This window comes from Acinetobacter sp. WCHA29, from assembly GCF_002165335.1.
Classification (GTDB): Bacteria; Pseudomonadota; Gammaproteobacteria; order Pseudomonadales; family Moraxellaceae; genus Acinetobacter.
The window spans coordinates 50,500-75,064 of record NZ_NHRQ01000001.1 but is presented as its reverse complement, the minus strand read 5'-3'; the positions used below and the strand labels follow the sequence as shown (position 1 = coordinate 75,064).

Annotated in this window: 22 protein-coding genes and 2 pseudogenes; 11 read left to right on the top strand and 13 right to left on the bottom strand. The window is 36.2% G+C overall.

The annotated features are described in order from the left end of the window. Positions 1-115: 115 nt before the first annotated feature. The 4 genes and pseudogenes from CDG59_RS00390 to CDG59_RS00375 form a co-directional block, all read right to left on the bottom strand. The gene (locus tag CDG59_RS00390) at positions 116-436 is read right to left on the bottom strand and encodes a DUF4236 domain-containing protein (protein ID WP_087542869.1); all 321 of its coding nucleotides are present in this window, start codon (positions 434-436) and stop codon (positions 116-118) included. 28 nt (positions 437-464) lie between these two features. Then, complete coding sequence (locus tag CDG59_RS00385; protein WP_087542867.1) at positions 465-1,892, bottom strand: hypothetical protein; 1,428 nt, start codon at positions 1,890-1,892, stop codon at positions 465-467. A 26-nt stretch (positions 1,893-1,918) separates the two neighbouring features. Next, a complete protein-coding gene (locus CDG59_RS00380) occupies positions 1,919-2,773 on the bottom strand; it encodes a hypothetical protein (RefSeq protein WP_087542866.1) in 855 nt (284 codons plus the stop codon). A 229-nt stretch (positions 2,774-3,002) separates the two neighbouring features. After that, positions 3,003-3,269, bottom strand: a pseudogene (locus CDG59_RS00375) (Fic family protein); the annotation flags it as partial. Positions 3,270-3,393: 124 nt separating this feature from the next. Here CDG59_RS00375 and CDG59_RS00370 point away from each other — a divergent pair. The 5 genes and pseudogenes from CDG59_RS00370 to CDG59_RS00350 all read left to right on the top strand — a co-directional run. Next, positions 3,394-4,029 (top strand): annotated as a pseudogene (locus tag CDG59_RS00370) (Fic family protein); the annotation flags it as partial. A gap of 186 nt (positions 4,030-4,215) precedes the next feature. Beyond that, entirely contained in the window at positions 4,216-5,805 is a 1,590-nt protein-coding gene (locus CDG59_RS00365) for a peptide chain release factor 3 (protein ID WP_087542862.1), read from the top strand. A 66-nt stretch (positions 5,806-5,871) separates the two neighbouring features. After that, positions 5,872-6,699 (top strand): hypothetical protein, encoded by an 828-nt coding sequence (locus CDG59_RS00360; protein WP_087542860.1) that lies wholly within the window; start codon positions 5,872-5,874, stop codon positions 6,697-6,699. Positions 6,700-6,807: 108 nt separating this feature from the next. Further along, positions 6,808-7,722 (top strand): RsiV family protein, encoded by a 915-nt coding sequence (locus tag CDG59_RS00355; RefSeq protein WP_087542858.1) that lies wholly within the window; start codon positions 6,808-6,810, stop codon positions 7,720-7,722. After that, complete coding sequence (locus tag CDG59_RS00350; protein ID WP_087542857.1) at positions 7,722-8,552, top strand: TatD family hydrolase; 831 nt, start codon at positions 7,722-7,724, stop codon at positions 8,550-8,552. The genes CDG59_RS00355 and CDG59_RS00350 overlap by 1 nt, the downstream gene beginning before the upstream one ends. Here the strand turns inward: CDG59_RS00350 and CDG59_RS00345 are convergent. Further along, positions 8,533-10,944, bottom strand: coding sequence for a hypothetical protein (locus tag CDG59_RS00345; protein ID WP_143225206.1), 2,412 nt, complete (start codon positions 10,942-10,944; stop codon positions 8,533-8,535). The genes CDG59_RS00350 and CDG59_RS00345 overlap by 20 nt on opposite strands. 147 nt (positions 10,945-11,091) lie before the next feature. On the opposite strand from CDG59_RS00345, the gene CDG59_RS00340 reads away from it, so the two are divergent. Continuing rightward, entirely contained in the window at positions 11,092-11,865 is a 774-nt protein-coding gene (locus tag CDG59_RS00340) for a ThiF family adenylyltransferase (protein ID WP_087542854.1), read from the top strand. A gap of 30 nt (positions 11,866-11,895) precedes the next feature. Here the strand turns inward: CDG59_RS00340 and CDG59_RS00335 are convergent, their stop codons facing one another. Next, entirely contained in the window at positions 11,896-12,378 is a 483-nt protein-coding gene (locus CDG59_RS00335; RefSeq protein WP_087542852.1) for a CHAP domain-containing protein, read from the bottom strand. A gap of 335 nt (positions 12,379-12,713) precedes the next feature. Here CDG59_RS00335 and CDG59_RS00330 point away from each other — a divergent pair, with 335 nt between their 5' ends. After that, positions 12,714-13,145, top strand: a complete 432-nt coding sequence (locus CDG59_RS00330; RefSeq protein WP_087542851.1) for a GNAT family N-acetyltransferase — start codon at positions 12,714-12,716, stop codon at positions 13,143-13,145. A 9-nt stretch (positions 13,146-13,154) separates the two neighbouring features. Here CDG59_RS00330 and dusA read toward each other — a convergent pair whose 3' ends face one another. Beyond that, positions 13,155-14,171 carry a tRNA dihydrouridine(20/20a) synthase DusA gene (gene dusA / locus CDG59_RS00325; RefSeq protein WP_087543107.1) on the bottom strand — a complete coding sequence of 339 codons (1,017 nt, stop codon included), beginning with the start codon at positions 14,169-14,171 and terminating at the stop codon, positions 13,155-13,157. A 135-nt stretch (positions 14,172-14,306) separates the two neighbouring features. Here dusA and xerC point away from each other — a divergent pair, with 135 nt between their 5' ends. Beyond that, positions 14,307-15,449 carry a tyrosine recombinase XerC gene (gene xerC / locus CDG59_RS00320; RefSeq protein WP_087542849.1) on the top strand — a complete coding sequence of 381 codons (1,143 nt, stop codon included), beginning with the start codon at positions 14,307-14,309 and terminating at the stop codon, positions 15,447-15,449. Here the strand turns inward: xerC and CDG59_RS00315 are convergent. Beyond that, positions 15,433-15,708, bottom strand: coding sequence for a pyocin activator PrtN family protein (locus tag CDG59_RS00315; RefSeq protein WP_087542847.1), 276 nt, complete (start codon positions 15,706-15,708; stop codon positions 15,433-15,435). The two genes, xerC and CDG59_RS00315, sit on opposite strands and share 17 nt — an antisense overlap. A gap of 145 nt (positions 15,709-15,853) precedes the next feature. Here CDG59_RS00315 and CDG59_RS00310 point away from each other — a divergent pair, with 145 nt between their 5' ends. The 3 genes from CDG59_RS00310 to CDG59_RS00300 all read left to right on the top strand — a co-directional run bounded on the left by CDG59_RS00310 (position 15,854) and on the right by CDG59_RS00300 (position 20,668). Further along, the gene (locus tag CDG59_RS00310) at positions 15,854-16,756 is read left to right on the top strand and encodes a hypothetical protein (protein WP_143225205.1); all 903 of its coding nucleotides are present in this window, start codon (positions 15,854-15,856) and stop codon (positions 16,754-16,756) included. Between the two features lie 275 nt (positions 16,757-17,031). After that, on the top strand, positions 17,032-19,401 hold the full coding sequence (locus CDG59_RS00305; RefSeq protein ID WP_087542844.1) for a hypothetical protein: 2,370 nt from the start codon (positions 17,032-17,034) through the stop codon (positions 19,399-19,401). A 304-nt stretch (positions 19,402-19,705) separates the two neighbouring features. Beyond that, the gene (locus tag CDG59_RS00300; RefSeq protein ID WP_087542842.1) at positions 19,706-20,668 is read left to right on the top strand and encodes an inovirus-type Gp2 protein; all 963 of its coding nucleotides are present in this window, start codon (positions 19,706-19,708) and stop codon (positions 20,666-20,668) included. Between the two features lie 22 nt (positions 20,669-20,690). Here CDG59_RS00300 and CDG59_RS00295 read toward each other — a convergent pair whose 3' ends face one another. From CDG59_RS00295 to CDG59_RS00275, 5 genes are all read right to left on the bottom strand, one after another. Then, on the bottom strand, positions 20,691-20,903 hold the full coding sequence (locus CDG59_RS00295; protein ID WP_087542840.1) for a hypothetical protein: 213 nt from the start codon (positions 20,901-20,903) through the stop codon (positions 20,691-20,693). Between the two features lie 77 nt (positions 20,904-20,980). Beyond that, the gene (locus CDG59_RS00290) at positions 20,981-22,183 is read right to left on the bottom strand and encodes a helix-turn-helix domain-containing protein (protein ID WP_087542838.1); all 1,203 of its coding nucleotides are present in this window, start codon (positions 22,181-22,183) and stop codon (positions 20,981-20,983) included. 18 nt (positions 22,184-22,201) lie between these two features. Further along, positions 22,202-22,873, bottom strand: a complete 672-nt coding sequence (locus tag CDG59_RS00285; protein WP_087542836.1) for a hypothetical protein — start codon at positions 22,871-22,873, stop codon at positions 22,202-22,204. Positions 22,874-23,007: 134 nt separating this feature from the next. Then, complete coding sequence (locus CDG59_RS00280; protein WP_087542834.1) at positions 23,008-23,325, bottom strand: hypothetical protein; 318 nt, start codon at positions 23,323-23,325, stop codon at positions 23,008-23,010. Positions 23,326-23,536: 211 nt separating this feature from the next. Beyond that, positions 23,537-24,274: a hypothetical protein gene (locus CDG59_RS00275; protein ID WP_087542832.1), complete on the bottom strand. Its 738-nt coding sequence runs from the start codon at positions 24,272-24,274 to the stop codon at positions 23,537-23,539. Positions 24,275-24,565 lie beyond the last annotated feature (291 nt).

Genomic DNA, 24,565 nt, shown 5'->3' with positions numbered 1-24,565 from the left:
ACAATATGTCTCGCTTGAGTTAGTTTTTTGTTAACTCAAGCCTTCATTAATTGTGTAAGTATTATTAGTTCTTGGAATGATTAGTACTATTATAAATAAAATTAGTATGATGAATTTAAAAAAATATAACACCTATTAAAAAGCAACAAATACCTACTAATAATAAAACATAGTTTTTTGAAGGAGTTGAGTGTGGTTTTATAGGGATGTATGAAGGCTCTTGTCCTAATTCTTTCTCAGGTGGTTTTTTATTCGGATGAAATTTTGAATAAGATATTCCGGTTCCGGGTATACCAATATTTGTGCGTATTCCTTTTTTATTCAAATTAATTGATGCACCTGATTTACCTAAACCAATACTACTAATCCCTTTTTTTGAGATATTAACTTTTACGCCAGGTAAGATTTTGATACTTTTGCGAAATCTAAGACTCATAGTTTTTCTCTAATATACTTTTTAAATATCAATCGAATAAGAAACTTCGTAAATCATCTTCATTTTTCAATATCTTAGATTCCTCTACTCCATGAGTACGAGCTAAGATAATGCTAGATTCTGTGATCGAAATGTTGGTATTGAGGTCAAAAGCTTTTGTTCTTAAATCAGCAATTTTTTCAAATTCAGAATTAATTTTATTCACGACATTTATATAAACTTCATCTACCGTAGCTAGAAAAAGTTGCATAGAAACTTCCATTTGTTGTGCAAGCTTTTTATCTTCACCTAATAAAATTTCACATACAAACTTTCCTGCGATTGAACCAATAACAGCACCTAAAACAGGTATAGGGATAAATGTTTGTCCTGCTAGCGCAGCAAGACCAACACCTGCACTATCTGCACAGACAAAAATTGAATTCATCTGAAATTCTTCAAAAGTTAATTTCCCTTGGTAAAAGTCATTTACCAATGAGCTTACCCCTTTAGATGCAGTAACGAATGCACCAGCTAAGGGGGCAGCTAAACCTGCACAATTAGTCAAACCATAAACTGCAGCACCAGTCACACCACCTAAGGCGGATGCTTTAGCTGTATTTAATCCAACTTCCTTCCAATCTTCTTTACTAAGCTCACCCTTAAATAAATTTTTTCCTTCATTTTTATATTTAAGATATAAAGAGGAACTTAAGGAAATAGCACCACCGACAGCTGCAGCAGCTCCCGCTGCTTTTAGCCCTTCTGTTAAATTAGCTTGATGTTTATCATGAATAATATCTTTTAGTTTTTCATTTTGTTGTTCGAGGTCAGTACTGTGCTTATTTAATGTTTCATGCACTTGACCTTGTTGAACTTCAGCATAATCAGATACCCCAGGACGAACTACCTCATTAAATGGCTGTCCACACTTGGTTTGGATTTCTTCAATTTTTGCTTGAACAGAATTGATCGTCTTTTGACTTAAACCTTCAATGGATTCACCACGATGAATTTTAGAAATCAATTCATAATGATCTTTTGGAATATGATAATAGGATCCGTCACGACCGAAATTTTCATATTTGTCCATATGTTTAAGCACATGATCAAGGTTGTTACCCAAACCGTTAATAAATTTTGATTGAACCTGAACTCCATCAATCAAATAATCTTCAGGTGCAGTCCGTCCTACTCCTTCAAAGGTGGCTCTAACAGTATCACCTGCAAGAGCATCTCTTGCATTACGAATACCTACTTCAACATGTTCAGCAATTTCTCCATGTTTAGTAAGGTCGCTACCTAAAATATTTTCAGGTGTACCAATAAATTCTCGGACTTTATCGACGTGCTTCATTGAATTAATAAAGCATTGATCCTGCAGATTAAGTTGTGAAATTTCATCTTGCAGTCTAGCAACATTAATGCCATCGATTATGGCACTAGAAATCTGGTCTTGTACTGAAGTTGTTTGCATTAATATTGCCTGATTATTAAATAAAATTAGAGTTCAACTTTCTTTTTCATAAGTAGACATAAGCTCTCTACATGATTCTTCAATGAAATCATAAGTGCTTTTTGGCCATCATCTAATTGATTATAATTAAGTGTAGTAAGTGTTGAATCTAGTGTTCTTAATTGGTATTGCATCCCCATAATATGCTTCTGTGTTTCTTCCGTAAGTTTTTCCACTTCTAAAGAGGCTGCCTTAAATTGTCTATTTAGAACTTCAATTTCCTTTCTTTTTTCATCAGCTTCTTTAGCGATTTTCTCATTTTTACTGCGCGCAAAAAGTGCACTTCCGACCAATGCTGTACCGCCAATGGCCCAGCCTACTGGTCCTGCAAGTGCCAATAAAGCATTACCTGCAGCCATACCACCACCACCTGCAGCAAGGGCTCCTCCACCTAACCAAGCTAATGCTGCATTAGTAGCTGCTGCACCACCTAAAGCAGAAATGGCAGTACCTGTAGATGCTGTACCAAAAGTAGTTGCAATTGCCATAGCTGCAGTTGGGGCGAAAGCTGCAACACCAGCCCCAGCAGCTACTCCAGCTCCAGCAGTACCACCAGCCTGTATATCAATTTGACGTGCGTTTTCCTTAATCTTATCGAGAATATCGTTAAAAACTTTAAATTCAGCTTTATATTCACTGAATGTCTTATCAAACTCTTTAGGTTTATTGGCGATACCACTAAAAAGTGCTTCGATTCTAGTAATAATGTTATGAGCATCATTTTTACGAAGATTCATTAATTTTTCGGACTGTAATCCTACTTTTTGTCCCAGGTGTTCATAAGCGCTTTTTGTAGCTTCAAATTGAGCAATAGCATTTTTTTTTAAATTGCCATTTAACATTTTTCCCTCTTACATATTTATGTGTTTTGTGTGAAATATATCATGTATATTATTTTTTGATAAAAATGTAATCTGATATTTTAAATAATTTTTCAATATTCACATTTCGAGTTATTGACAATAAGTTTTTGAATTAGAGGGTTGATTAAAATTCGGTATGGGTAAAGTGAATACTTTACCCATATACTTGATCTTGTTGTATAAGATACATTACAAGCTAATTTTTATTTTAAAGACCTAAAATAACTTGATACGGTTTAAATCCTTCGAGTACCGCATCGGAAACCAAGTGGTTAAATGCATCAGTTTTCCCATAAACCATCCATTGATCAAGAGCTTCATAATAATCTAATCGATTTTCAACAGTGATGACACAAGGTGGATAGCCAGCTTTTAATAATTCAAGATTCATTAAGAGGCGCGAGGTACGTCCATTGCCATCGATAAATGGGTGAATGCCAACAAAGTCAGCATGTACTTTTTTGCAAGTTCGGATACGGCTGCTTCGATTTCAACGGCATTCATTAGGCAAATGTGCTATGTAAAATAATGGTTTGAATATTATCAGAGACAAGTCAACAGTTTTACTTTGATATGAAAAAATATACCTGAAATGGTAAACAGTGATTGCACTTCCGAAAGAAGTGCAGGAAGTGCGTAATGCCTTAATGCCTTTCATGAATGGAGACCTAGTCAAGAAGAGGTTTTATTAAAAGCACACTAAATTTTAATGAAAGTGATATACATCCACTAATTCAAAGCTTAGTCTTCTACCTTGATTTTATCCATCTACTTGCTGATGGTAATGGGGGAGGCTCTGGTAATAAATTTTGATATTGAGTCGTTGGAATCCAATTTTTGCCAATATTCATGTTGAAAGCCTGAACTATCAAAATCAAAAAGCCTATTACGAAGAATTGCAGGTGAGTACCGATCGGACTGATTCAGCACCATTTATAGAATTCATCTTACAGATGATTTTAGATGCAATCCTTAGTTCAACTCATACCGTTCAAGATAACGATCATGCTACCGCTCAAGTTGGCGTACAAGTGAGCGATCAAGTACAACGTTTGGTTTCGGCAATGAAGTCAGAAGACTATACTTTGGCTGAATTGATGCAATTGGTCGGATTGACTCATCGAGCAACGTTCCAAAAGAATTATTTGAATCCAGCGATAGAAGTAGGTTTGATTGAACGGACTATTCCAGATAAGCCGAAAAGTCCGAAGCAAAGGTCTAGATTGAGTTTATAAAACTAAGGGACTTCATTGATATTCTAATAGGTGGTTCACCCCCCAAAAAAAGCCACTGGATTCCCAACTATGCCTATACAACGCTAAATCTGCTACAATTACGCCAATTTTGAATTCCCACTTTTTCAGTTTTAGTACATATTTAGAAATGTGTACATAACTGTGTACATATTGTAGATATTTCTCATGTTTAAAGATGAATTAACTAGACAGGTAAAGGCTCGCAGAACTTTTGCTATTATTTCCCACCCCGATGCGGGTAAAACCACGATGACCGAAAAACTTCTGTTATGGGGTAAAGCTATTCAGGTTGCTGGAATGGTTAAAAGTCGTAAGTCGGATCGTGCAGCGACATCTGACTGGATGGAAATGGAAAAAGAACGTGGAATCTCGATTACCACGTCTGTGATGCAGTTCCCTTATAAAAACCATACGATTAACTTACTGGACACACCAGGACATGAAGACTTCTCGGAAGATACCTATCGTACTTTGACCGCAGTGGATTCTGCATTAATGGTCATCGATGGTGCTAAGGGTGTCGAAGAACGTACGATTAAATTGATGGAAGTGTGTCGTATGCGTGACACACCGATCATTTCCTTCGTCAACAAAATGGACCGTGAAATTCGCGAGCCTCTAGAATTGCTTGACGAAATTGAAAATGTTTTAAATATTCGCTGTGTCCCAATTACATGGCCTTTAGGTATGGGGCGTGACTTTGCTGGGGTTTATAACCTACTTGAAAACAAATTATATGTTTATAAAGCTGGTTTCGGTTCAACTATTACGGACATTGAAGTACGTGATGGTTATGATCATGCTGATATTCGTGAAAAAGTGGGTGAGTTAGCTTGGGCTTCTTTTGAAGAATCACTTGAGTTAGTTCAAATGGCCAATGAACCACTTGATCGTGAATTATTTTTACAAGGTAAACAAACGCCTGTACTTTTTGGTACTGCTTTAGGAAACTTTGCAGTAGATCATGTGCTTGATGCATTTATCAATTGGGCACCAGAACCGAAAGCACATCCAACACAAGAACGTACAGTAGATGCCAATGAAGAGGGTTTCACTGGTTTTGTTTTTAAAATTCAAGCCAATATGGATCCGAAACATCGTGACCGTATTGCCTTTATGCGTATTTGCTCAGGCAAATATGAAAAAGGTTTGAAAATGAATCATGTGCGTATCGGTAAAGATGTACGTATTAGCGATGCATTAACCTTCCTTGCGGGCGAACGCGAACATTTGGAAGAAGCTTGGCCTGGAGACATTATAGGTTTGCATAACCACGGTACCATCCAGATCGGTGATACATTTACCAGCGGTGAAAAACTTCATTTCACAGGTATCCCTCACTTTGCACCTGAAATGTTCCGCCGAGTTCGTTTACGTGATCCTCTTAAATCTAAGCAATTGCAAAAAGGTTTGAAAGAGTTATCTGAAGAAGGTGCAACACAGGTATTTATGCCTCAAATTAGTAATGATTTGATTGTGGGTGCAGTCGGTGTGTTACAGTTTGATGTGGTCGCTTATCGTTTGAAAGAAGAATATAAAGTTGACTGTATTTATGAGCCTGTCAGTGTTCATACGGTACGTTGGGTTCATTGTGATGATGAAAAAATTCTGAATGAGTTCAAGAAAAAAGCGCATGATCAGTTATCGGTAGATGGCGGCGGTCATCTGACTTATCTTGCACCAAGCCGTGTAAACTTGCAGTTAATGCAAGAACGCTGGCCAGATATTCAGTTCCGTAACACACGAGAACACTAAAATGTACAAAAACAGCTTCTAAATTAGAGGCTGTTTTTAATTGAACGATCTAAAAAAGAGGATGAGATGAATACTTTAAAACCACTTTTTGCTGTCAGTATAATGATTGGAATGATGGCTTTAACGGCATGCGATCATCCTAAAAAAAATGAGACGGATACAGCTCAAAACATAAATCAAATATCAACGCATACTGAAAAAGCTGAAGTCCTACCATACCTCAATATGCAAGAAGCCAAAGCGGATTATGCCTTACCGTTCTGTGAAAAGAAAAACTGTATTGATGTCGACATTCAAACCATTAAAACTCAGGATCAATGGCTGAATACGTGGATTGCAAAAAATCAGGCCAACGTAATCCAGCAACAGATTGAACAGAATAAAAACCTGACCTTGCAACAGGCCATCAACGCCTATGTGAAAAAGTCAGATGAATGGCAAGATAAGTATTCTAAAAATAAAGCGTATGAGCTGCGCTTAACGACACGTATTGCTTCACAGCGTAATCAGTATGTGTTGTTGCAAATTGGCGTTGATACACAGCAAGAAGATATTGCGGTTAAAGACAGATTTTACTTTTTCGTTGCTGATCGTAAGTTACAAAAAAATCTAACCGTACTCGATGTGATACAGAAAAATCAGCAAAATGAATTAAATAATATTATTCAAGCACATTATCAACAATGGATTGAAAAACAAAGTACAGAGGTGAAGAAACAAGTTCCTAAAAAACTGTATTGGGGGCAGGCAGATTGGTTCTTCGATGGGGAAGGAATTGGCTTGCATTATCGTGCCAATGAAATAAGTAAAGATGCACCGCAGTTGGATATTTATTTAAGCACTGAACAAAGCAAACAGATGCTACAACCTGAAATTTATCAGCAAATGTTTTAATCTACTTGCTTGAGTTTCGTATAGAAATTGCATGCGCTTATAGCGGTTTTGCTTTAACTTCGATAGCATTTAAAAATCTTGTGTAATAACAATACTGATAGGTTTTACATGAAAGCATTTTATAAATATAGCATTCTTGCAGGTGCCATTTTGCTTGCTGCTTGCCAGCCGAAATCAGAGCCGAAAGAATCACAGGATAAACCGACAGATCCGCCAGTGGTACAGCAAACTGCTGAGCCAATTCTGCGTGGTGAAACCGTGAAATTGCAGGTAAATTTACCTGAATGTAAAGGCAATACCTGTCCAGATTTTACCGTTGAACGATTACAAAGTAATTTCCCGTTCATTGACCAGTTACTGGATCAACAGATTCTCGATCAACTGAGTAAAATGCTCGATGTCGTTGATGCTGATGCTTCAGCAGCATCTACAGCAAAAACGCGTGAGCAAAAAATAGGTTTAGATGCTCAGGCACAAGCCTATGCTAATGCGTTTGTGAAGATTGATGAAGAGTTAAAAGCGCTCAGTAGTAGTCATCAGATCAGTTTGATGATTAAGCCTAAAATTTTACAATCGAAAGGCAAGCTAGCAACTGTAGTGTTAAATAGCAGCAGTTATTTGGGGGGAGCACATGGTTCAACCTCTCAACGTTACTATAACTTTGATTTAGCGAACCAAAAACAGATTCAATTGCATGACCTATTATTACCGAAGCAAAAAGCAACTCTAGACAAATTGGCGCATGACGCATTTAAAGTGTGGATTGTCGATTCAAAACTCGCCACTGACCCGAAAGAATATGAACAGGCTTGGCCATTTCAAGTCACCGATAATTTCTTATTAGGTGAGCAGGGGTTAATTCTACAGTATGGTGAATATGAGATTGGTCCTTATGTCGTCGGTTTGCCGCGGTTAGTGATTCCATTTACTGAATTGCAGGGTGTTTTAAAACCTGAATATCTACCAAAAATAGATACGCCCGCAGCATCTACGCCTGCTGCAAGTACGCCAAGTCAAAGTTAATGCAACTGTTCGATACCCATACCCATTTTGATGTTGCCGATTTTGATCTTGATCGGCAACATCTGGCTGAGCAAGCAAAACGGGTTGGGGTCGATGCTTTGGTGTTGATTGGTTTTGTTGAATCCCGATTCGATGACTTGATTCAAACTCATCAACAATTACAATATTGGGAAAATGTGCCAAGCTCTTATCTTGCCCCAGGCTTGCATCCTTTTTATATCGAACAACATCAGCCAGAACATTTACAGCGGCTTGAGCAAGTCTTAGAACAGCATCACTGTGTGGCTATAGGTGAAATTGGTTTAGATACTTTTTTAAAACAACATAAACAGCCCGAAATGTTTGCCAAGCAACAATATTATTTTATTGAGCAACTTGTATTGGCAACACAATATCAAAAGCCAGTGTTATTACATATCCGTAAGGCACATGCAGAAACCCTTGCCATTTTAAAAGCACAAAAATTCAAATTGGGTGGCATTGCCCATGCGTTTAGTGGTGGAGTCGAAGAGGCCAAGGCATTGGTTAAACTGGGCTTTAAAATTGGGGTGACAGGACAAATCACCAATCCAAATGCCAAAAAGCTGCATCAAGTAGTGCAGGCGATTGGCAGTGAAAATTTGGTGATTGAAACAGATTGTCCAGATATGATGCCGTTGTGTTGCCAAACTTCGACCGAGCATCGCACCCGTAATACGCCTGTGAATTTACCTTATGTATTAGAGGGGTTAAGCCAAGTTCTCAATATGGAATCTGAAAAATTAGCTCAAAGGCTATGGGAGAATAGTTTACATGCTTTAAATCTGTCCGTTAATCATAAGGGTATTTAAGGTGAATGGCTAAATCATCGGCATTGAAAATAGTATCTAATAGGTCGACTCGTTGTTTTAAATTGAAATTTTCATTTAGATAGCGAGTATTTTGCCATAGTGGAAATCTCTTTTTTAGATTATGTGCAACACAATAATCGCCCACCATATTTAATGCTAAACTAATAAATAAATTTCGGATATCAATGGCTTTTTGAGAAAAATCATTTTGTGCTAAATAATTTAAAGCCTGATTACGCATTTCATCTTTGTTACTAACTAACCATTGTTGGGCTTGTTTGCTTGTCATGGATTCCGTTTCTGGAATTTTGATCAAGTTTTGATCTGAACTGGAAATAAAACCACCATTTTGAATAATATTTTTATATTCATTTTCAATGGTTAAAAATTCTTTTGTTTTGGCTTGTGGGGTAAAGAAAATAGATTCAATACATTCAATCCCCAAAATTTGATTAATCTCTGCAAACTTTTCAGGATGAGCCGAAAAAAATACATCATCACGACCAAAATCTTCAGTATCTTTAAGTTGATAGACTGCTTTATGGATATTAAAGTATTTTAAGATTTGATTAAAAATAGAAACAATTGAGGGGAAATTGACCCAATCTCTACTCATAAAATTATAAATAAAGAAAGTATAATATTTTTCGTCATATTTAAAATATAAATGTTCAATACTTCTCCATTCTAATTCAGAATCTTCTTGATTAAGATAAATCAGTTGGTCAGCAGGAATACTTTTAATTTGTTCCTCATCATAGAGCCATTTTATTTTAAAAGGAAAATAATATTTAAAAATTTCATCATAAAAAGAATAATCATTATTACGACTGCTATAGGTCAGCATATTCGCACTGCCTAAAAAATTTGGAAAAATTGGTTCATCCAGTTCAAGTGTTGCATCAGATTGAATGACTTCGGCATCTATCAGCATTTGCCAAACCTGTGGCTTACTCAGTCCTTTGCTATGATAGGAAAGTTCTAATTTTGTCCAAGAACTTAATGAACCAGTGTAGTCATCAGGTACATTAAATCCTAATGAATAAATCATTTCGACCATTTCTTGATGTAAATGTTTTTGTTCGGTGAAATGGGCAATACAACGTTCTAAACCATCTATTAAAATAAATTCGAGTTTTTGCTTTTGTTCGGAATTTAGATTGTATGCTTTTAAGACTGAAACTAAATTACCAATAGGTTCAGCAGTGACATAATCATCTGCATTCACTTTAAGCATCCGTTGAATCATTGCAGCAACTGCATCACTGACAGTGGTGACAATCTTTTGTTGTATTGCAATATTATCGCTATAATCATATAAGGCTTTACAGGCTGTATAACACCATTGCGTATTATTGAGTGCCAGTAAAATTTCATCTAAACTAAAAAAATCATTTTGTTTAAATAAATCAAAACTATAAACAAAGCCGTTATTACTAGAACTACCGCCCCAACATTGATTTAATGGCAAGGTGAGTAAAGTATGGGTAAGTTCCTGCTTGAGCGGATGTTGTTGTTGGAAAGTTAAAAAATAAATCAGTACTGATTCAAGACGAATTGCAATATGTAAATTTTGATTTTCAATGAGTTGATTCAAAAGCTCTTTGGTTTTTGTATTCGGTAAATAACGTAGAAAATCAATATAACTTTCAATTGTATTGGCTTGATGATTTTGTAGGGCATGCAAATAGGGTTCATAAAAATAAGGACTCAGATCTTTTAATCGATCATTTAAACTAAACTGCATAATAGTTGCAATTTTTTCTTGAATTTTTGAGTCTTCAGTACATTCTGCCCAATTTTTTAAATCATGATAACTATTGTAATAATGATGTCCTTGTGCATTAAATTCAAGTAATTTATCCAAAATGCCATAATCATAGTTATGCCAATGACAGCACATGGTGAGTTCATAAACTAATTCACCATTATTTGCAGTAACCTGTTGGCATAGATAGGTAGGTAATTTTTGAAAACGGAAATAATGTAAACAGAAACCACTAAATAATGATTTAAAGGTAGAAAAGTAAATTTCAAGCTCTTTATTTTGTAAATGTTGAATGAGATATTCTTCAAATTTTTCTAAGTCGAATAGATCAGGATATTTTGCTTGGGGCTTCTTAATGAGTTGAATAAATCCACCAAGGTACATTTGTTCCTGATTGAATAAAAAATCTAAAATTTCTGCAAAGTTTTGCTGCTGATTCAGATAATTTTTAACCAATAATACATAAAATTGAAAATAAGCATAAGGGGCTTGATGTTGTTCAATCCATTGTAAAAATTCAGGATGATGTATATCAAATTCGGCAAGAAATTGATCAAACTCCTCACCAGAGAACTCATTTTTCCAGTCAGTAAATCTTAAAAAATCTTGTTGTAATGACATCATGTCTATATCTAGTAAGCTCTTGTTTTTATAGTGTATAGCATGTTGTTTTATATCTTACAATGAATGAAGTTGAAAAAATATTCTTTCATTACACTCAAATAAACTCTTGCTATAATATTGTGAAAATACTCCCTGTTGCTTGTAATGATGACCGACTTATTAATTCCAAATGACGAATATGACCGCCGTTTTGCTGGTGTCGCCAAAATTTATGGAGAAAATGCATTTTCGCATTATGAACACAGTCATGTCATGGTGATTGGGATTGGTGGTGTTGGCAGTTGGGCGGTTGAGGCACTGGCACGTACAGGGATTGGTGAATTGACTTTGGTCGATATGGATGTGGTAGCAGCATCAAATATTAACCGTCAATTGCCAGCGATGAGCTCGACACTTGGACAGGAAAAGATTGAGATAATGGCCGAACGTTGCCGTCAAATCAATCCACGAATGAAGGTCAATCTGATTGATGACTATCTCACACCTGAGAATGTCAAGGAAATCCTGAACCCTGTCCCAACCATCGTTTTAGACTGTATTGATGATGTTAAGGCCAAGTTGGCTTTGATGCTGCACTGCCGTTTTAACAAAATCCCGTTGATTGTTTCGGGAGGAGCGGGTGGTAAACTTGATCCACTGAAGATTCGTGTGGCAGATTTGTCCAAGACTGAACAAGACCCAATGTTGGCAAAGTTACGTACTCAGCTGCGTTCAAAAGGGATTTGTAAAAAACCAAAAGAGAAATTCGGAATCACTTGCGTGTATTCGATTGATAATCCATTTTCCAGTGCAGATGTATGTCCAAGCGCAGGTTTACGTTGTGGCGGCTATGGTTCTGCGGTGGTGGTGACTTCAAGCTTTGCGATGGTGGCGGTGGCTGAAGTGCTGAAAAAATTAGATGCTAAAAAGCCTAAAACATAATCTTCGTTTAGGCTTTGATTCAGTCTTTAATTAACCAAGACGGTAATAAGTATAAGTGACGTTTTTGTCTTTATAAACGTCATAGCTAGTTTGCTTAAAATCAGAAACCCATTGTGAGCCTGTAAAACCGGCAATATGACCATACACATGTTTTTTGGTGCGATGAATAATATAAATATCACCTGGCATTGGGTTATCAAAAGCAGGGTCAATTTGTTTATAGCCAATCTTTTGTAGCGTTCCACCCCAATCTGAGGCAGCTATAGGATATTGTGCAATTTTTGCGCCCGCTGTTTGTAATGCGATGCGAATTGATTTGGCGCACTTTGCTGAACTATGAAATGAGGAAACACGAGAAAGTTTATCTGAAAACTTCTGTAAGTTAATTTGCTGCGAATTCTTGGATAATGCGTATGGTGGTGTAATATCTGCGGGAGTTTCTCTGAGCATAATGACTGCATTTTGAGTCTGTGCATGCATCATCGAATCTAATGAGGGTGCATCATAAATCATAGTTCAATCTCAACCAATCCTAAAACAACTTTGAAACGGTCGCCAAATTCCGTGGCTCGCAGATATTAATCGATAAATCTTAAAAAAACTTATTTGCAATGTAATAACGTAACTGTCTGAGGGTGTTGTGAGGAACTTAGCGTAAAAATCACATAAAAAATCTTTTTATTATCATGAATTTAGTTGTAAATTAGTTTGAATAAAATGATTTGTAAGATTATATTTCTTTTTTGATTGGAAAATATACGCAAGCATTGATTCAAGGAAACAAAGCTTTGTGATTTGCAAAATAATAAACTATTGTTTATTAAAGTGAAACATGGAAAGAATAACAAGTGATACGTCCAGCAAAAGCAACAGATATCAAGCAAATAGTAGAATTAATTCAGCCATATATAAAAGATTTTGCACTGAATGTAGAGGGTGAAGCAAAATTCAGTCAGGATATGATTAAGAAATTACTTGAAATGCAAAGCATTGAATATTTTGTTTTCGAGAAAGATTTATCCATTATTGGTGTGATTGCTTATAAACAACCTTCTCATTTGATTCATTTCTTTGTTAAGCAGGATTCACAACAGCAAGGAATAGGTCGTCAGCTTTGGATGTTTTTAGAAGATAAACTTTCTCAGCAACATTCAAAAATTACTGTGAATTCTAGTTGTTATGCGCAGCCCGTTTATGAAAATTTCGGATTTACAGTCACTTCAACAGTGATTGAAAATGGCGGATTACGCTATATTCCGATGTGTAAACGTTATGCGTAGAACATCAAATTAACTTTGATGTTCTCGAACGTAATCTTCAGTACGTTGCATCGCTGTTTGGATATTGATGATTGCATTTTCAATATCAGCAATCGTTTTGGCATTTCCACCACTGAGGGCCTGACGCCATTTACGTGCGCCTGGTAGATTTTGAAATAAACCTAGAATATGGCGAGTGATAATCGAAAGTGGAGCACCTTCAGCAACGCGTTGATGAATATAAGGCATCATGTGCTGCATGATCTCAAAACGATTAGGTGCTTCCAAATTCCAAAGTTCACCCATCTCCGCCAATAAGTATGGATTATGATATGCCTCACGACCAATCATGACGCCATCAACATGCTGTAAATGTTGTTGTGTTTCTTCAAAGGTTTTGATACCGCCATTAATCTCAATCTTTAGATGTGGGCGTTCTTGCTTTAAACGATAGACATCTTCATAGCGTAATGGTGGAACTTCGCGATTCTCTTTCGGCGATAAGCCCTGCAAGATCGCAATACGTGCATGTACAATAAAATGTGTGCAGCCTGTTGATGCCACCGTATCAACAAAATGCAGCATTTCTTCGTAAGATTGCATGTCATCAATCCCGATACGATGCTTTACAGTTACAGGAATCGATACTGCTTTTTGCATACTATGAATACATTCTGCAACTAAATTGGGTTCAGCCATTAAGCAAGCACCAATTTTATTGTTTTGCACGCGATCACTTGGACAGCCGACATTGAGATTAACTTCGTTATAACCCCAGTCTTCAGCCATTTTGGTACAGGTAGCTAGTTCTTGTGGATTTGAGCCACCGAGTTGTAGCACAATCGGATGCTCTTGCTGATTGAAATCGAGATGCCGATTAGCACCACCGTAAATAATCGCGCCTGTAGTGACCATTTCGGTATACAACACGACATTGGGATTAAATAAGCGAGCAAAGAAACGATAGTCTTTTGTGGTCCAATCCATCATGGGTGCAACACTGATGCGAGGTTCTTTCGTGCTTTCAATGGTTTTGTTGATATTCATATTAAAAAACATACCTTTACAGTGTTGCATATTTTGGACTATTTCGATTTTTTACGCCTCATTTCGCACCATTATTTTTGAAATTTACGCCAAATTACGCCATTATGGTCTTGGAAAAGAGATAAGGCGTAAATTATGGGAACAATTTCACAACGCAAATTGGCGGATGGAACAATACGTTTTCGTGCTGAAATTAGAATAAGCCGTAAAGGCCTTGCAAATTTCAAAGAGAGTAAAACGTTTAGTTCAATGCGACTTGCCCAAAAATGGTTAGCAATGCGTGAAGAGGAAATCGAAGAAAATCCAGAGATTTTATTAGGCAGATCGGATGTGACCAACATCACTTTAGCCAATGCCATAGAGAAATATCTTGATGAAGTTGGCAATGAATATGGTCGTACCAAAACCTACTGTCTTCGTCTAATTCAGAAATTTCCAATAGCGCAGCATATTATCACAAAAATAAAACCAGCAGATATTTCTGATCATGTTGCTTTACGCAAGAATGGGTATGACAAACTGGATTTAAAGCCAATTGCAACGAGTACTTTGCAACATGAGCTGTTGCATATCCGTGGTGTATTGTCCCATGCCTCAGTCATGTGGGACGTGAATGTAGATTTGGCTGGTTTTGATAAGGCTACAGCTCAATTAAGGAAAACCAGACAAATTTCCTCCAGTGGCAAGCGCGACAGATTGCCGACCACGGTGGAGTTAAAAAAACTGACAGAATACTTTTATCGAAAATGGCAGAACCCTGTATATAGTTATCCCATGCACTTGATCATGTGGTTTGCTATATTTTCATGCCGACGTGAGGCGGAAATCACAGAGATGCTTCTGGCTGATCATGATGTGGATAATGAAGTTTGGAAAGTTAGAGACCTGAAGAATCCCAAGGGCTCCAAAGGAAATCATAAAGAGTTTAATGTCCTTGAACCATGTCAAAAGATGATTGAGCTTTTGCAGCGTAAAGACGTCAGGAAACGTATGCTTAAAAGGGGATACGATAAGGACTTATTGATACCACTTAGCCCTAGAACCATAGGGGGCGAGTTTAGGAATGCCTGTAAATTACTGGGTATTGAAGATTTACGATTTCACGATTTAAGGCACGAGGGATGTACACGTCTTGCAGAACAGGGCTTTACCATTCCCCAGATTCAGCAGGTAAGCTTGCATGATTCGTGGGGAAGTTTGGAAAGGTATGTTTCTGTGAAAAAAAGAAAAAAGACGATAGAGCTAGCAGAAGTGTTGCCTCTCATTGGTGAAGATTAATATGATCCTGATGAGCCAATGTATAGTTTTGATCCAAAACTTTGGCTAGGTCTTGGATATGAACAAAGTACGGTGCTTTTTGGCTTTTATCCAATTTAAAGCAAGAAAAAGGAAATTCCTGATTACGTGCTTTTTCAAGGACTTTCACCTTGCTGAGGTGAGGATAGTAGTCTTTTACTACCTCATCTAGTAAAACCGTCATTGAACGGTATTTCATGAATAAATAGTCTGAAGTGGATAGTTGAATTGCTGCGCCCATAAATTTTCCTGATAAATCTTGTTATCTAATGATTTTTTTATGCTAATAATTTTAGTTATAGAAAAAAAGAATACCAGTTAAGTATAAAAATACACAACTATAATGATATGCTAATATCATGAAAATTATAAACAATTGGTTTTATATGTCTGATGTAACTTTAGATGTTCTGAATGATTTAGAGTGTGAGATATTTTGGAACTTTTTATATCATTTTAGTGTGAAGAGGCGGAGTGACTGTGGCATTGATCATTTAAAACTTGACGAGCAGGGGTTGAGTTATCTATGGAGTTCTGTTGGCTATGGTTTAGTGAACGATGATGATAAAAGTGTTCTTTTGAGGTTAATGCAAGAGCCACTTAAAGTTATGAAAGATAATAAGAATTATTGTAGTCAAGATTTTTTGGAATTAGCTCAAAAAGTAAATGCTTTAAAGCAAGATTTGAATAGATTGACTAAAAAGGAAAGTGAAAGACTTTTCAAAGAAATGCTTAATAAATTTTTAGATATGGAGATAGGCAATGGCGTGACAGATACTATACGTCGTCGTCTAAGTGGTTTGAGGGGTGTTCGAGAAAGATATAATGATTATTTATACCCAAAGCAGCAAAAAATATTTGAATTCATGCTGGAAAAAGCAACTAATCAAGGTCGTTGGAAAAACTTGAATCAAGCTGTTGAAAGCGTACTGCCTGAGCTGGATCGTGTATTAAAAGATTTTGATAAGGCATGGATCAATCAAAAATTGGAAGAAAAAACACAATTATTAAAGCAAACCGTAAAGGAATTTGAAGAATATAAGAAGAATCCACCTGAACGAAACTTCTACCAACCTAAGACACGGGACAAAACGATTGAGGATTGGATCAGAGGTCTCAGAATGGAATGTGAGACTTTTAAAAAAGCATCCTTGGCAGATGATCCATCTTCGATATTAGGGAATAAGTTGGCTTACAACACTTTGTACCAACCAGAATCGATCAAGAATCTTTTAAAAAAGCATCCAGAAATTGTTGAGCAAATTGTCGTAAAAAATAAAAAAAGTTGACCTACATACCGTCTGGTATCTGCACTAATTCCAATAAAAAATGATGTATTCAATGGAACAAATAAACATATCTAATTGACTAAATTGACAGCCCATCAGCCCAGCTTTAACTGGGTTGGTGTGTGCTCATTTTTATCCTTTTTATGGGTTTATTTTTTGTATTAACCTATATTTTTTGATGTGTTTTAATTATATATTAACTGTTCTTAATAGATTTTTAAAAAAATTGTAATTTGTCTACTATCATTTATATATAAGGGTTTAGTACATTTAAAATGCAGAAAAATAGATTAACTATAAATAATGAATTTTATAAATTATTTAGGCATCGAGTTAGTGGAGCTCAAAACACATCAGCTGTAAGTAAAGAGCAATATGTATTATTCAAAGAGCATGTTGATCTGTTGCAAAAAGCGGAACAATTTATTTGCGATATTCAGGATGGCATTTGGGATGAAAATTGGCTGGCAGAATTGTTTGAGCGTAAGAATAACCGTAGAAAAATTGATCAAGTATGTGCAGAGTTGGATACCTTTCGTTTTCCATTAAATCTGCTCTCAAACCCGATTCTAAGCTCTAGTGTTTATTTTGAAGATTTGAGAAAAAACTATGAACGTTTAGATAATGACTGTCAGTGGGAAATAGCCAGAAATTTAAAGCTTACAAACTTGCTTGCTTATCGAAAAGCAACAAATGAATACAGTAAGCAGGCTTTTATCTATAGAGCTTCCCACTATCAAAATTGGTCAGTTGAAAACTTTCCAATGCGACAAGTTCAACAACTTATTTCATTGGTTCGTGCAAATACACAATATCGTTTACAGAAGACTCAAAAAATGGAGGAGTTTGTTCAGCATCAGATTGAAAATGAGTATCTGGTGTTCCAAAATTTCCTTAAAGCAAATTCATCTTTGTATGTGTTTGTATTCGATATTAGATTTATCAATTTTTCACTTATAAACTATCGAGAAGAGGAAAAGAAATTTTGGGCTGAGAATGCTAATATTGTTCAATGCGTTAAGCTTGTGTTATCGCAAATCGTAGGTTGTATCTATGGGTTGGTTAAAATTGAACCAGATTTTAGATCAGGTATTAATTTACATTGTATTCTTTATCTGAAGTCTGCTCCAACAATTGATGAAAAACAGATTGTTGATGACCTAAAATGTCTATTCCGCACTAATCAAATTAATTTAAATCAGATAAAAATTCGTAATTGGAATGCTGTTCTCAGAAAGCATTATTCCAAACAAGCAGTAGGTTTTTTAAAATCTACTGATACCACAAAAATTAGGGCATTTAAGCAATGGGTACTCAACTACTTTTTTAAAATTGATCAGTATTTACAGTTACATAGTGAGAATTACCTGCATGGTCAACTTAATCAAAACTTCATGGGGGTACCGAACTACGAAGTACTTCATGAAACTTTAAAGTCAGCACAGGCATCAATGCAGAAATTGTTAAAACCTTCTGATGCTTTGAATTTCAATGAAAAGAGTACTTGGTCTACCCGACATTTGTCTAAAAATGCAAAAGATAGAATTAATTTATCGAAACGCTATTACCGAGCTTTGGATGAGGCTAGTTCTAAAAGTCTAAATTATCTTGAAATATTTATTGAGACACTTTTAGATTCATCTTTTTATGCTTTTGACCTTAGACAGGATCAATCTGATATTTCTGAGCTTACAGTTCCAGTACTAGAAAAAGCGTTGACACGAATAGGTCGTCAATTTATTTCCCTTTCAGAACACTATGTACATATTAAAGATAGTCTTCTATATCATCAGTTGTTCAGTGAAAAAATAAATTTTCAACTGATTCTTAATTTTAAACAATCAGTTGCTGCTAAAAGCATCAAATTAAAACATTTGGTAGATATAGATAATCATATTGCAAAATTAAGAGACTTTCTAAATCTGCCTCTTACGCAATTAGCGGGACAGTCAATTGCGACACATCGCCTAAATCAATATAAGCTTTATCAAGACCGTATTGATACAACGAATCAATATCTCAAACCGTTACTAAAGAACGATGTTAAAGCCTTTTATGTAAAGTTCCAACTTGTTTTCAAGTATAAAAAAACGCAACAAAGTGAGTTCTCGGAATTATTTACTAAATTTCTACATCAAGCCAAAAGAGCTCGACCTTTATATTGGATGAGTGGATATTGGGGCTTTTGGCGAGAAAATCAGGATACCACACCTTATGCCGAAATTATTTTTTTCTTGGATAACAACGCTTTTAATGTGAGGGATGATCAAATACTTAAATGGCTTAAGGCAGAATGGGAAAGCTGTTTAGATAAGCATTGTAAACCCACAATGTTGATGTTGGTTCCTGAAAAGATCAGTAGGACGAAATTAGAGATTACTCATGTATTTTCAGAGAGATGGCGATCATGGTCAGCCTCAATAGAAATTGCACCAAACTGGTCTGCACTTATCGAATCTGTAAATAAAGAACGGCAGAAAAAGTTACTGACAGAAAGTGTCCCTGAGTTTATTGTCGATTGTACATTTCAGGAAAAGCCTAATAACAATATACCTAAGGTGTTAATTAAGGGAAATAAGCCTAGAAAAAAGCAGAAAGTAAGTAAAAAAGATTCATCAGGTACAGATGAACCTCAAGATACGTAACTTTAGCTTACAGGGTAATTTCTTGTTTTGCCGTTGCAGTGGTGAATTTGGTGATGGGGCTGCCGCCACTTCATCGAAGGTCTATGTGCTCAGGTGAGCAGGTTATTAATATTATGAATATATAACTAATCTTATATTCATTTATATTTCTATATACATATCTTGATATATATCTAAGATTATTGATATTAATCAATAGACTAAGATCATATCTCTACTATGATCTTTACTCATATCCATCCCACAATAAGTAAATTATCACATGAGTCTGTTTAGTATGATTCAATCATCCTAGAGAACTTTCATGTTAGATTTCAATACAGTACCGATTAATTCATCTTACGTCTTAACAGCCATTGATCACGTAATGCATCAGGTCTATAACGACCAGATCAGCAATGAACAATTAAAGTATGCCTTGGTTGATTTAGTACCTGCATTTAAAGTGTTCTATCGGAATGACTTACGCTATGTACCAAGTATTCAAGGCTTTGTGAATGTCATTGCTGCAATAGATGAAATGCTTTCGTTCCAACCCTATGACCAGATGATTCATTTCAGTGATGAAGAAATGTCATACCTCAGAATCATATTTCGTGAGAGTCTGCATGGTATGCAGGAATACATTGGTCAGCATCAGAATCAAGAGGAAAGAAATCGGAAACGTTTACAGCAGTATTTAACGGATTTAACCCAGCACTATTCCAAGTTATTGTTTGTACGTGTTGATTTGGGTTATTTAAAAGAAGAACAGTATCAAGTGGATGTCGGTGTCTTTCAACAGCACATGGATACCTTTAGAAGCCGTTTAGCCAATCAGGACGGTTGTTTTAGTGACCTACAGGGTTATGCATGGGCACTGGAAGAGGGTGCTACCAAGGGTCTGCATGCACATGTATTACTGATCTATGACGGGCATAAACACCAGCAGGGTTATGGTTTAGCCAAGTTGGTTGGTGAGGCTTGGTTGGAAATCACAGGTCGTAGTGGTATGTACTTTAATTGTCATGATACTGACTACATCAGGAAGTTTGAGCGAGAGGGTACATTGGGCATTGGTATGATTCATCGTGACAATCCTCAGCAGGTGATGAATGCCATTAACGCAGCCATGTACTTGGTCAATCCTGAAAAAGAGTTTCAGTACCTACGATCCAAGATATGGAGAATGCGAACTTTTGGTATTGCCCAGTTTGACAAGGCAAATAGGCGCATTCAGCCTTTATCGTCATGTATTCCGTATTTGTTGATGTCTAACGGAGATTAACTTTCTTTAGGGAACTACTCATTTAGTGGTTCGTATTTGTAGGAATAAGCTGTGCTCCAGCTAACCTCGCCTTACCAATTATTTCAATAAGTTCTTTATAAGTGATTTCAAACGTATCTGAATGTTTAAAAACACAATCAGTATTTTCTACTTCTAATTGTGCTGAGGAGGAGGCAAACCGCTCAGGTAGAAGCATCTGTGTTAATTGCTCATTAGTCAATTTAAATAAATGCATGAGATGTAGCCATGATCTATATATTAGTCTGGTGAATAGTTAAATAGCAGCCTCTGATTCCACAGAGGCTGCTTTGATTAATTGCGTGAAAATTTAATGATTTTCGCAGATTTACTTAATGGTACTAAGCTTTCAGATTGATTCGATTTGACAGTTGTAGGCTTCATGTTGATTATTTGACCAAAATCATCATCTAGAAAGCCTTTAGGTAATCCTGCCAGCAGTTCCAAATGTTTTTTAAGACCAAATTTATCAATAATATTAGCTTTATCGAATCCTCCTTGTTCAAGCAGCATCTTGATCATATTTTTAAGTAGATTAGGTTCCTCAGGAATAGTTTCAGTATCATAAGGTTCTAACTTTGTATAACCACGATAACGGTAACTTCTCCAGAGCTTAGAGTACTGATCTTCAGAAATAATATTCAGATCCTTAGCTTTATATATCATTGCTGCTAAAGAGATGCCCCAACGCTTTTTAAGTAACATTAAGGATTCTAAAGAAATACGACTTCTCGTTTCCGCAATGAATGCTTTCGTTGGAAATAAAAAACAGTTGGCGAAATAATGGGCTTGTTTTTCAAGCTTATCAAACCAATTCTTTTTATCTTCCTCTGTTAGATACTTGTGCATTACGATATGCCCTAACTCATGTGCTAAATCAAATCTACTCCTGAAGTAGTTATGTTTATCAGCAGCAATAAAAATATAAGGCTTATCATTTATCCACGCAGATGTACCATCCATCTCTTCATAACCAATCTCAAATCTAGCAACTACAATACCTGCACGTTCTATACGTTTCATCAAATTTGGGATGGGGGAAGAGCCCAATCCCCAATGTGTGCGTAATTGTTCCGCTAATAACTGAATTTTCCCATCATCTAATGATAGAGATTCTTCTCTAGATAGAGGAGTAATTAAGTCAACTTTAGGAAATGAAATCCACTCATCTGCAATTGCATGTACTTCTGCTAAATTCATTAGCATTGCATTCGATCTAGAACAAGGGGCTTTAAGCACACGTTTTTTTGCACGATTTAGAAATAAGGGATTACCGTAATTAGGAACTTTACGAATAAACCAATGCAAAGGAATGCCTAAAGCCTCAGCTAGATTATTTAATACCTCTGGCTGAGGGCTATGAGTGCCATCTTCCCACTTTGTAACAGTAGATGGTGCTACATCAATCATTGTAGCCAAAGCAGTCTTACTTAAGTCATCGTACATTTGACGGGCAAGTTTCAACCTTTCTGGCTCGAACTTATCTATACCCAACATCGTCTGTACCTCCAATATTTACTCACCTGAAGCGCGAGAATCATCATCAGCTTGTTCAAGGCGCTTCTTGATCGCGAGTATAGGTTCTTCTGCGACATCAGTCATCGGTTCTAAGGCAGATTTTTTAAGTTCTGCTAAACTAAAATGTAGAATAGGTCTGTTTTCAATTGGATGTGGAATTATGAAATCTAGATCAAGTAATTCAAAATCTGAATTCCAATAACTGGTTACGCAAACAAATAATAAGTCGTCAAGCTCGATATCCTCATTGAGAATAGCCTTAACTAATAGATCACTTTGATGGCCTTTAACCAGACCAATGTTTGACCGAGCTTGTTCTATATAAAAATGAGCATTTCTAGTATTTTTTGAATCTCTTCTAGTTATAACGACGTGACAAGAATTAGTTGTCATCTGCACAAATTGATGGCCTTTAGGTTTTGTATCTTCAATCGAGGCTTTATGACCAGAATCTTTTGCTGTGGAGTTAAGAGCATCCATTATTAAACCTGGTTCATACTTTGGACTTTCTTGTTTTGCAAGTTCTGGAGAATCAAACATTTCTTGAATAAAGAAGTCTTTTTCTAACAGTTTATTTTTTACAGAAAATTCTAGATTGTCTAAAAAAATATTCCCGAATTCGTGTGCGATTCGACTTTGAATGTGTGGGCGAAGCTCGTTGATATCCATAAGTATAATACCTGAATGATTTTGTCAAAATGTACCATATTTTTTTCGTATGATGTATATAATTTAAGTTTTAATATTTAAAATTATTCTATATGGAGTACAAGGGTCAGTCTATAAACTGACCTGAGATAGGCTCAAGCAGCACTAAAAACCAACGGATACCAACGTAACGAGGCATATTTCTTGAACTCTTTTGCGACAGGAAAGTCAAAAATTACGCCATCTCCTGTATAGAGCAATGGTTCGCAAGGCGCAAACTTAAGTTTATTTTCTGCTATTAGGGTATTGATTGATTCAATAAATTCCATCGTTACATTCGGCCAGAACAATAAGTTAAAACTTTCTTGTCCAAAATGTTCATTTCCTTTTATTTCAGGAAATTGATTTTGTAACTCTACAAATGAAACATGACCGTTCATTTTTTTTACAAAGGCTAAAATTTGTTCTTTCATTTCTTCATTATTGAAATAGAGGGGGTATTTGAGTCTAAAAATTTATTTGGATTTGTGCAATATGGATTAGGAATTCTCTGAAGTGAATCTATGGTTATCAGGTCACAGAAAAGTGATGGTGTCAGTTATCATTTGTTATCTGTAATATCCACACCTGCTCAAGGTATGGATATTGACATGTCGGGATAAAGGCAAAATGCTTGTGATAAGGCTAGAAAATGAAACTTCCTTGATCAGAATAGCCTTGAGGCTGAATTACAGTTTGGGCAACTTGGGGCTGTATAACACGTTTGCAAGAAAAATCTTCACCTCCCTCCATAATCCAAGCACCAAGAGTGCGTTCCAACCAGCCATGTGCAAAAGCCATTCCATCCTGTATTCCACGGCATTCATCTGCATTAACTGTGTTATTTCTTGGGGCAAGAAGTATATGGAACGCTAATTCACCACCGCGGCAAGCCTTAACACTAGCTGTTGCAGGAATACTGTTATTAAATAAAAATAGATAGCGACAATGAGAGCTTTCTTTATTTGTCCACCAGTTGTCTTCTGCTGATAGCCCAAAGAGCTTTTGTTCTAGGCCAGCGTTGATTGCTGCTACCATGAGATTACGCCATGCTGTCCAACGGACACCCTGCATCTTCAGTAGAGGTGGGTTATGAAATGGAGTATAGGACTTATTGAATGTCGGTAAAATGATTCGATTATTTGGTATGGGATAACCAAAGTGTGCTAAACGCTCAAGAAGCTGAGCATTATCAGGTTTATTAACCTCTGTAGTATTATGTTCAACAAATTTTGCACGCAGTGCTGCAAATGTTTTGAATCCAAGTGCAGCTGCAACTCCCTCACTTAGATGCGACGAAGAAACATAGCCTAAATTTTGCTTAGCTATTTTTTTGAGATTACGGAATGCGGATTTAGAAATAAAAATAGTAGATTCAGACATGCCAATTACCTTTTACTTGGTCGATGTCTGTCGATTACACATCGACCACAATGGAATATAGGCAAGGTCGAATATATAAAGTAATAGAACGTCGTTTAACCCGACAGCAGGTTCAGCATGACGCGGCTTTGTTAGGTCATCTTAGCATAGCTTTTTCGGAGTAGCAAAAGGGTTTAAGAATGAGGAGGCAAAAGACTAATTGATCTTTTGTTATTTAGATTAATCATTTGGCTAATGAATTATTGTGAAAGTGTAAAGTAATGATGGGATTCATTACTTTACTGATTTTGT

Bases quoted from the DNA above. Each gene is read 5' to 3' on its own strand.
- CDG59_RS00300 (WP_087542842.1), top strand. From the start codon at position 19,706: ATGTTAGATTTCAATACAGTACCGATTAATTCATCTTACGTCTTAACA.
- CDG59_RS00350 (WP_087542857.1), top strand. From the start codon at position 7,722: ATGCAACTGTTCGATACCCATACCCATTTTGATGTTGCCGATTTTGAT.
- CDG59_RS00385 (WP_087542867.1), bottom strand. From the start codon at position 1,892: ATGCAAACAACTTCAGTACAAGACCAGATTTCTAGTGCCATAATCGAT.
- CDG59_RS00290 (WP_087542838.1), bottom strand. From the start codon at position 22,183: ATGTTGGGTATAGATAAGTTCGAGCCAGAAAGGTTGAAACTTGCCCGT.
- CDG59_RS00305 (WP_087542844.1), top strand. From the start codon at position 17,032: ATGCAGAAAAATAGATTAACTATAAATAATGAATTTTATAAATTATTT.
- CDG59_RS00310 (WP_143225205.1), top strand. From the start codon at position 15,854: ATGTCTGATGTAACTTTAGATGTTCTGAATGATTTAGAGTGTGAGATA.
- CDG59_RS00390 (WP_087542869.1), bottom strand. From the start codon at position 436: ATGAGTCTTAGATTTCGCAAAAGTATCAAAATCTTACCTGGCGTAAAA.
- dusA (WP_087543107.1), bottom strand. From the start codon at position 14,171: ATGAATATCAACAAAACCATTGAAAGCACGAAAGAACCTCGCATCAGT.
- CDG59_RS00380 (WP_087542866.1), bottom strand. From the start codon at position 2,773: ATGTTAAATGGCAATTTAAAAAAAAATGCTATTGCTCAATTTGAAGCT.
- CDG59_RS00360 (WP_087542860.1), top strand. From the start codon at position 5,872: ATGAATACTTTAAAACCACTTTTTGCTGTCAGTATAATGATTGGAATG.
- CDG59_RS00275 (WP_087542832.1), bottom strand. From the start codon at position 24,274: ATGTCTGAATCTACTATTTTTATTTCTAAATCCGCATTCCGTAATCTC.
- CDG59_RS00355 (WP_087542858.1), top strand. From the start codon at position 6,808: ATGAAAGCATTTTATAAATATAGCATTCTTGCAGGTGCCATTTTGCTT.
- CDG59_RS00285 (WP_087542836.1), bottom strand. From the start codon at position 22,873: ATGGATATCAACGAGCTTCGCCCACACATTCAAAGTCGAATCGCACAC.
- CDG59_RS00335 (WP_087542852.1), bottom strand. From the start codon at position 12,378: ATGATTTATGATGCACCCTCATTAGATTCGATGATGCATGCACAGACT.
- CDG59_RS00280 (WP_087542834.1), bottom strand. From the start codon at position 23,325: ATGAAAGAACAAATTTTAGCCTTTGTAAAAAAAATGAACGGTCATGTT.
- CDG59_RS00295 (WP_087542840.1), bottom strand. From the start codon at position 20,903: ATGCATTTATTTAAATTGACTAATGAGCAATTAACACAGATGCTTCTA.
- xerC (WP_087542849.1), top strand. From the start codon at position 14,307: ATGGGAACAATTTCACAACGCAAATTGGCGGATGGAACAATACGTTTT.
- CDG59_RS00340 (WP_087542854.1), top strand. From the start codon at position 11,092: ATGACCGACTTATTAATTCCAAATGACGAATATGACCGCCGTTTTGCT.
- CDG59_RS00365 (WP_087542862.1), top strand. From the start codon at position 4,216: ATGTTTAAAGATGAATTAACTAGACAGGTAAAGGCTCGCAGAACTTTT.
- CDG59_RS00315 (WP_087542847.1), bottom strand. From the start codon at position 15,708: ATGGGCGCAGCAATTCAACTATCCACTTCAGACTATTTATTCATGAAA.
- CDG59_RS00345 (WP_143225206.1), bottom strand. From the start codon at position 10,944: ATGATGTCATTACAACAAGATTTTTTAAGATTTACTGACTGGAAAAAT.